7 protein-coding genes are annotated in these 7,870 nt (G+C 75.4%); 4 read left to right on the top strand and 3 right to left on the bottom strand.

The window, feature by feature from the left end; genetic code table 11:
- Positions 1 to 6 precede the first annotated feature (6 nt).
- The gene (locus ABZ873_RS21970; RefSeq protein ID WP_360874625.1) at positions 7 to 1,137 is read right to left on the bottom strand and encodes an alpha/beta hydrolase-fold protein; all 1,131 of its coding nucleotides are present in this window, start codon (positions 1,135 to 1,137) and stop codon (positions 7 to 9) included.
- Positions 1,138 to 1,229: 92 nt separating this feature from the next.
- Here ABZ873_RS21970 and ABZ873_RS21965 point away from each other — a divergent pair, with 92 nt between their 5' ends.
- Positions 1,230 to 1,442, top strand: a complete 213-nt coding sequence (locus tag ABZ873_RS21965; RefSeq protein WP_360874623.1) for an MbtH family protein — start codon at positions 1,230 to 1,232, stop codon at positions 1,440 to 1,442.
- Positions 1,443 to 1,502: 60 nt separating this feature from the next.
- A complete protein-coding gene (locus ABZ873_RS21960; RefSeq protein ID WP_360874620.1) occupies positions 1,503 to 3,080 on the top strand; it encodes an amidohydrolase in 1,578 nt (525 codons plus the stop codon).
- Here the strand turns inward: ABZ873_RS21960 and rox are convergent.
- Entirely contained in the window at positions 3,041 to 4,525 is a 1,485-nt protein-coding gene (rox, locus tag ABZ873_RS21955) for a rifampin monooxygenase (protein ID WP_360874617.1), read from the bottom strand. The two genes, ABZ873_RS21960 and rox, sit on opposite strands and share 40 nt — an antisense overlap.
- 159 nt (positions 4,526 to 4,684) lie before the next feature.
- The gene (locus ABZ873_RS21950) at positions 4,685 to 5,626 is read right to left on the bottom strand and encodes an alpha/beta hydrolase (protein WP_360874614.1); all 942 of its coding nucleotides are present in this window, start codon (positions 5,624 to 5,626) and stop codon (positions 4,685 to 4,687) included.
- Between the two features lie 300 nt (positions 5,627 to 5,926).
- Here ABZ873_RS21950 and ABZ873_RS21945 point away from each other — a divergent pair, with 300 nt between their 5' ends.
- Both ABZ873_RS21945 and ABZ873_RS21940 read left to right on the top strand, forming a co-directional pair.
- Entirely contained in the window at positions 5,927 to 6,952 is a 1,026-nt protein-coding gene (locus tag ABZ873_RS21945) for a DUF5954 family protein (protein ID WP_360874611.1), read from the top strand.
- A 421-nt stretch (positions 6,953 to 7,373) separates the two neighbouring features.
- The coding region (locus ABZ873_RS21940) for a hypothetical protein (protein WP_360874709.1) at positions 7,374 to 7,870 on the top strand (497 nt) is incomplete at its 3' end.

Here is a 7,870-nt window from a genome sequence, read left to right as displayed (position 1 = left end):
CCGGGCCTACCCGAGGGCCCAGGCCACGTCCCGGGTCAGGGCGTGCCGCCAGCCCGCCCGGTCGTGGCCCGACGGGGAGCGTGACACGCGCACGGTGGCCCCGGCCTCCTCGGCCAGGGCCTCCACCACCGCGCAGTGGGGCAGCATCCGCGTCTCGTGCTCGCCCGCGTCGAAGGCGATCCGCACGGCCGACAGGCCGGGGCGCTCCCGCAGCAGCGCCGCCAGGGAGCCCCCGGCCGGGCCTGCCAGCGGGTCCGGCAGCTCCGCGGCACCGGGCGTCCACCAGAAGGACCCGGACTGGCAGGCGACCCGGGACACCAGCTCCGGGAAGCGCAGGGCCGCGTAGACGGCACTCAGCCCGCCGAGGCTCTGCCCGGCGACGACCAGCCGGTCCGGGTCGGCGGGCAGGCCCGTCTCCGCGACCAGCGGCAGCAGCTCGTCCCGGACTGCCTCCCACAGCGCGGGCCGGCAGCCGAACTCGGCCTCCCGGTCCCGCGTCGGCAGGAAGACGAGGGTGACCGGCGGCAGGTCGCCGCGGGCCACGGCCGTGTCGAAGGCGGTCATGGCCGGGTGCAGATACAGCCAGTCGTCGCCGTCGAGGAGCAGTACGAGCGGCCCGCCCCCGCCCGCCGCGTGCACCCGTACGGTGCGCCGCGTGCCGAGGCGCGCGCTCGCCCAGCGGAACCGGGTGGGCGGCAGCGGCAGCACCTCCTCGGGGCCCACGGCCGGCCAGTGCGGCTGGGCCGGGGTGTCGGGGGTCGCCGTGAGGGAGCGGTCGCCGCCCGCGCCGGCCGGGTTCAAGGGGTCGGCGTGGGCGGTACCGTCCACCACGAACCAGTAGGTCACGCGCAGCCGGGCGGGCATGCGGACCTCGGCGTACCAGCAGTCGGTACCGCCCCAGCGGCGCAGGGGCACCGGCTCGGACCAGCTCTCGAAGCCGAGGGTGGCGGGGGAGCCGCGCCACAGGAACAGCGTGCTCCAGCCCCCTCCTTCGGCGGCCACGGAGACGGGTGCCCCGGCCGCCGCCCAGAAGGCGTCGGTACCGGGCTCCGCGCGCAGTCCGTACGCGGCGAAGGCGTGGGCCGCGTCGGCGGCAGGTGCGGCGACGAGGCCGGGGGCGGGGTCGGTCGGGCGCATGCGGATCTCCTTGTGAGCGGCAAGGGGAGAGGCTAAGCTCGGCGCAATTAGGCGAGCCTAACCTAATCGCATCGCGCCCGGGAGGCACCGACGTGAGCACCAACCCCTTCGACGACCCCGAAGGCCGCTTCCTCGTCCTCGTCAACGCCGAGGACCAGCACTCCCTCTGGCCCTCCTTCGCCGAGGTACCCGGCGGCTGGACCGTCGCCTTCGGCGAGGACAGCCGCGCGGCCTGCCTGGAGTACGTCGAGGCCAACTGGACCGACCTGCGCCCCCGTTCCCTCGCGGCGTCCACCGACGCCTGAGCCCCCGGCCGCCCCGGCGGACCGCCCGAGCCGCCGCCCGACACCCCCAGGACCCCGACGATGCTCTGCACCCGGCTGACGAACGCCCGCTTCCTCACCATGGACCCGGACCACCCGGTCGCCCACGAGCTGGGCATCTGGCGCGGCCGGATCGTCGGCCTGGACGAGGCAGTCGCCGCCCTGCCCGCCCGCGAGGTGATCGACCTCCAGGGCGCCACCGTCCTGCCCGGCTTCATCGACGCCCATGTCCACCTCCCCTGGACCGGCTTCAAGCAGAACACCCCGAGCATCGCCGGACTCACCCGCGTCGAGGACGTCCTCGACGCCGTGGCCCGCGCCGTCGCCCGCAAGGGCACCCCGGGCGCCTGGGTGAGCATCGTCGGCTACGACCAGCGGCCCCTCGGCCGCCACCTCACCGCCGCCGAACTCGACCGGGTCAGCGACGGGCACAAGCTGTACCTGCTGCACGAGTCCGGGCACGGCTGCGTCGTCAACACCGCCGTCCTCGACCAGCTCCCCGCCGACCTGCCGCACGAGAACGGCTTCCTCGCCGAAGCCGCGATGGGCGCCGCCCGCGCCCTGCGGCTGCCCTACTCCCAGGAGGAACTGGCCGAGGCGATCGGCCGGGCCGCCCGCACCTGCCTCGCGGAAGGCGTCACCGCCTGCGCGGAGGCCGGTATCGGCGGGGTCCTCTTCGGGCACAGCCCCGTCGAGCTCGGCGCCTACCAACTGGCCCGCGAGAAGGGGCTGCTGCCGCTGCGCGTCCAGCTCATGGTCTCCGCCGACCGGCTGAACCCGGTCACCGCGCACGCGGCCGACGGCATACCGCGCGCCCTCGACCTGGGCCTGCGCACCGGCTTCGGTGACGACTGGCTCTCCATCGGCGCCCTCAAGGTCTTCACCGACGGCGGCATGATGGCCCGCACGGCCGCGCTCAGCGCCCCGTACGAAGGGCTGGACCACGCGGGCCAGTTGCAGGACGACCCCGACGCCCTCACCCGTACCATCGTCGACGGTCACCTCGCCGGATGGCAGCTCGCCGTGCACGCCATCGGGGACCGCGCGGCGGATGTGGCCCTGGACGCCCTGGAGGAGGCCCAGCGGCTGCGGCCCCGCCCCGGCGCCCGGCACCGCATCGAGCACGCCGGGCTGATCCGCCCCGACCAGCTCCCGCGCATGGCCCGGCTCGGCCTCAGCGCGGTCGTCCAGCCCAACTTCCTGCGCTACTTCGGCGACGACTACGCGGCGATCATGGGCGCCGAGCGGGCCCCCTGGATGTACCGCGGCCGGGGCTTCCTCGACCACGGCATCACCCTCGTCGGCAGCTCCGACCGGCCGGTGACGGACGGATCCCCGCTGCGGGCCGTCCAGTTCATGGTGGAACGCGCCGCGGAGTCCGGCAGCCTGATCGGCCCGGGGGAGGCGATCACCGTGGACGAGGCCCTGTACGCCTACACCGTGGCCGGGGCCCACGCCTGCCACTGGGAGGCCGACGCGGGCACCCTCACCCCCGGCAAGCGCGCCGACCTGGTCGTCCTCGGCGACGACCCGCGGAGCGTCGATGTCTCGCGCATCGGGGACATCGAGGTGGTGGCCACCTACGTGGACGGCCGCGAGAGCGGCAAGCCGACGGGCTGACCGCCCGCGGGCGTGGTGGCCGCGCCGAACCACCTCGGCAGGGCCTCCAGCAGCTCCCGCCGGTCCGCGCCCACCCAGGCCACATGACCGTCGGGCCGCACCAGCACGGCGGGGACCTCCGGGTCCCCGCCCTCGTCCACCACCAGGTCCACCCGGTCCGACCAGCCCGCCACCGACAGCGTGCCGGTCCGGTCGAGCAGCAGACCGCGGCCGCCGTGCATCAGCCCGTACAGCCGGCCGCCGCGCTTGAGCTCCGTGTCCCGCAGGCGCCGGCCGAGCAGTTCATGGCCCGCGCCGAAGTCGTAGCGGATCCCGATCGCGGTGATCTTCTCGATGAGGTACCGGTTCACCTCCTCGAAGTCCATCAGCTCCGCCAGCAGGGCGCGTACCGCCCGCGCGCCCGGCTCCGTGGACAACAGCTCCATCTGCGCACGGGTGTTGTCCAGCACGGCCGCCGCCACCGGATGCCGTTCGGCGTGGTAGCTGTCCAACAGGCCCTCCGGCGCCCAGCCGTTGACCGCCGCGGCCAGCTTCCAGCCGAGGTTGAAGGCGTCCTGCACCCCGAGGTTCAGCCCCTGCCCGCCCGTCGGCGGGTGCACGTGCGCCGCGTCCCCGGCCAGGAACACCCGGCCGACCCGGTAGCGCTCCGCGAGCCGCGTGGCATCACCGAAGCGGGAGAGCCAGCGCGGGGAATGCACCCCGAAGTCGGTGCCCGCGCAGGCCCGCAGCCGCTGCCTGAACTCGTCCAGGGTCGGCGCCGCCGTACGGTCCTCGGCCACCCCGTCGGCGGGCACGATCACCCGGAACAGACCGTCCCCCTCGGGAATCACCCCGAACCGCTGGTGCGTCCTGCGCGCCTCGGCCACCACCGCGGCCACCGTCTCCGCCGGCACACCCACCCGCATATCGCCCAGCAGCGTCTCCACCCTGGCGGGCTCCCCGGGGAAGCCGACACCGAGCAGCTTGCGCACCGTACTGCGGCCGCCGTCGCAGCCGACGACATACCGCGCGCGCAGCTCCGTACCGTCGGCCAGGACCACGGACACCCCTTCTCCGTCGCCGTCCTGGTCCAGCCCCGCCAGCTCGCGGCCGCGCCGGATCTCCACGCCGAGCTCCAGCGCGCGCTCGGTCAGCAGCCGCTCGACGACCGGCTGAGGGACGGCCAGCACGTACGAGTGCGAGGTGTCCAGCCCTTCCGGCCACACCGTGCCGAGCCCCGCGAAGAAGCCGCCCGTCGCGACCTTCCGGCTCACCGGCAGGAACCGCTCCAGCAGGCCCCGCTGGTCCATCACCTCGACACTGCGCGCGTGCAGGCCGCGGGCCTTCGCGTACGGGGCCGGTCCGGTCTCCTTCTCCAGCACCACCACCCGTACGCCGTGCAGCCGCAGTTCGCAGGCCAGCATCAGCCCGGTCGGCCCGCCACCGGCCACGATCACGTCGATCAACACAACCCCCTGTCCGCGGTCTCCCGCTCCTCGGACGGAGATTGTGCGGCACCGACGGGGCCTTGCCACAAGCCCCCCGGTGCGCTATAAGTTGAGAGTGGCAAGGAGTGGGTCGACCTCCTTGCCTTTTCTGTTTCCCCGGTGCCGGGGGTGCCGGGCTCAGGCCCGCGCGGTCATCTCCGGCGGTGCATCCGCCGTACCGGGGGAGGGGGTCGGCTCCGCGCGGTGGACGAAGTCCGCGATCAGCGTGGCGAGTCGGGCCCACAGGACCTCCGGCAGGCTGTGGCCCATTCCGTCGATCACCACCAGCTCCGCGCCGGGCACCGCCTCGGCGGTGGCGCGGCCGCCACTGACCTCGCACATCGGGTCCTCGGAGCCGTGCATCACCAGCGTGGGCACCTCCAGCCTCCGCAGCCGCTCGGTACGGTCGCCCGTGGCGAGCGAGGCGACGGCCTGGCGGGTGATGCCCACCGGGTCGTAGCAGCGGTCGTAGGCACGGCCCGCGCGGTCGGCGGCCGCCGCCTCGTCGCAGGGGAACCCGGGCCCGTCCAGCGCCCTGCCGATCCTGACCGTCCGTTCCACCGCCTCCGCGCGGTCCCTCGGCGAGGGCCCGCGGAAGGCCAGCAGCGCGTCCGGCCGGGCCCGGCCCACCGACGGATCCCCCGTGGTGGACATCAGCGAGGTCAGCGAGCGCACCCGGCCCGGGTGCTCGATCGCCGCCGTCTGCGCGATCGCGCCGCCCAGCGAGGCACCCACCAGGTGCGCGCCGTCCAGCCCGAGCGCGTCGAGCAGCCCGACCGTGTCGGCGGCCATGTCGGAGAGGCTGTACGCCGCCGAGGAGGTGTCCCCGGTCAGCGCGGCCAGGAAATCGGGCGCGGGAGCCTCCGGGAAATGCGTCGACAGCCCGGTGTCGCGGTTGTCGAAGCGGATCACCTGCACGCCGCGGCCGACCAGCTCGGCGCAGAAGCCGTCCGGCCAGCCGGTCAGCTGCGCCCCGATGCCCGCGATCAGCAGCACGGGCGGGGCCTGCGGGTCGCCGAGGCGTTCGTAGGCCACCTCGATCCCGGCCGGTCCGACGTCCACGGCCCGCTCTTCGCCCACGGTCGCACCACTCCCTCTGCTCGGGACACGCTGTGCCGGACAGCCTGCCCCACCCCGGCGGCGATCCCGCCGAGGCGCGCGGTCCCGGGCCGGGAGGCGGCGTACCCGGTCCGGGAGGCGGCGTATCCGGGCCGGGCAGGGGGAGTACGCCGTCCGGGGAGGGGCGGACCGTACCGGGATCCCACCCCGAAGGGAGGGGATTCGCGGAAGCGGCGGCGGACGGCGCCCGGGGTCGGCAGGATGGCCTGCATGGACCGTGGGGAAATGGGGCCGGCCGCGGCGCGGCCCATGGTGGTACGTGTGCCCGTAGAACCGGTGGAGGCCGCCGCGGAGGCCGATGCCGTCGATGCGGTGACGCAGGCGGGCGACATCGTCGTACGAGGCCCCCTGTTCGGGGTGGCCGCGCAGGGAGCGGAGGACGGCGGGCGGTGGCGGGTGGTCGTCCCGGTGACGGCCGGCTGCGCGCAGCAGGCCCGGGACAGCCTGAACAGCGCCCTGTGGTTCCGCGCCAAGGACGAGGCGCGCGACCGGGCCGAGCGGCGCTCGCTGCTGGCGGCGGTGGCCCGCCTGGAGAGCGAGCGCGTGGACGAGCTCACCGCGAACGGCACCCGGTACCGGGTCGTCCGCGCCGAGGAGTACGCCGGTACGGGCCCCGACGGCATCGAGCAGCCGCGCCCGACCGACCCGGATCCGGCCGAGCCGGACTGGAGCCGCGGGGTGCGCGGCCCGCAGATCGACGAGGACCTGGTGCTGGACCCGGACGCGCCGGTCACCCCCACCGGGGCCCTCGAACAGCTCGCGCTGCGCCAGCTGGCCTACAGCGGGGGCCGGTTCCCCGCCCAGGTGATCCGCGACTCCCGGCAGGCCCTGGACACCCATCCCGATGTGCTGCTGCTCCCGGCCACCTTCGCCGTGGTGGAGCGGACCACACGCGGCTGGAAGCCCGTCTCCGGGCCGCACGCCTGCCCGCACGAGGCCCGTACCTCCCTGGACTTCGCCCTGACCTGGGCCTGGCCGCGGATGGCGGGCCTGATCCCCGTCAACACGCCCACCGAGGCCGATGCCCACACCCTCACGGCCGAGGCGGGATCGGCCGATCCCGAACTGCGCGAGTACGCCGAGGCGTCCGAGCGGCTGCGGGCCGGGCGGCGCCTGAACCGGCTGGAGGCGCGCGGCACCGTGTACCGGATCGGGCGCACCCGCAGGCTGCTCCGCTGGGGGCCGGACGGCCCGGAGGCCCCGCGTCCGTCCGACACCGACAGCCACGAACCGGCCCGGATCCACCTCGGGCTCGACGAGGACGGCAACGTCATCCCGGAGGAGTGATCCGCCGTCCCAGGCGTTCGCCCACGTCACACACGCCCCCGGCTCCCACGCGGAGCCGGGGGCGTTCCGCTGGCCGGGCGGTCCTCCGGCGGCCGCCCCGGCGGCCGCCCCGGCGGCGGCGCGCGCACGGCCATCGGGGCTCGCGGAGGACGCGGACGCTTGACGAGGCCCCGCGGGAGATGCGACAAAGTCCATGACGCGGACCGCGCCGGCCCCGGATCCACCGCGGGGTGCGGCCCGGCGCCGTCCCCCGCTCGCGCCGGGCACGACGTACCGAACGAGGCGGCCGGAGCCGCTTCCGGCCAACGGCCTCCCCTGTCTGCACCGTGACGATAGGAAACCCGATTTGACCTCTTTGCCGGGATCGCGTGTGCCGGGACGGACCTGGACGGTCCGGCTCACCGGTCACTCCGATCACACCGTGTCCGTCACCTGCAGTACCGCGGCGTGCCGGATGCCGCCCCGCTCGAAGGACACCACGGCCATGCGGCGCTTCGCCGCGGACCACGTCCGGGCGCACGCACGGCTCGCCGGGGTCCGGCCGGGCGCCGACTGCACCTGCGGCGGCGCGCAGTGCGCCCTGCACGAGGCGCGGGCGCTGTGCGGTGGTTCCACGCTGCTGGTGCTCGTCCACAATCCGGCCGTCGGGCAGGTCTGGACCCTGGCGGAGGTCTGCCAGGCGTGCGCCCGGCAGATCCCGCACACCACCGTCCTCGCCACCGGGAGCCCCGCCGTCCCGGCGCCGGCCGCACCGGCCGGCGGGCTGCCGGCGGCTCCGCGAGCGGCGATCCCGGGCGGGTTCTCCTCGCCGGAGGCCGCTCCCGAGCCGCCCGCGGGCCGCACCTCCTGGGTCCAGTCCCCGTACTGCTTGCGCCACAGGTTCGGGCTCAGGCCCGTGCCCGCCGCCACGACCATGCC

It is taken from the genome of Streptomyces sp. NPDC047014 (assembly GCF_040644195.1).
Taxonomy (GTDB): Bacteria; Actinomycetota; Actinomycetes; order Streptomycetales; family Streptomycetaceae; genus Streptomyces.
This window is presented reverse-complemented; position numbering and strand designations above follow the sequence as displayed.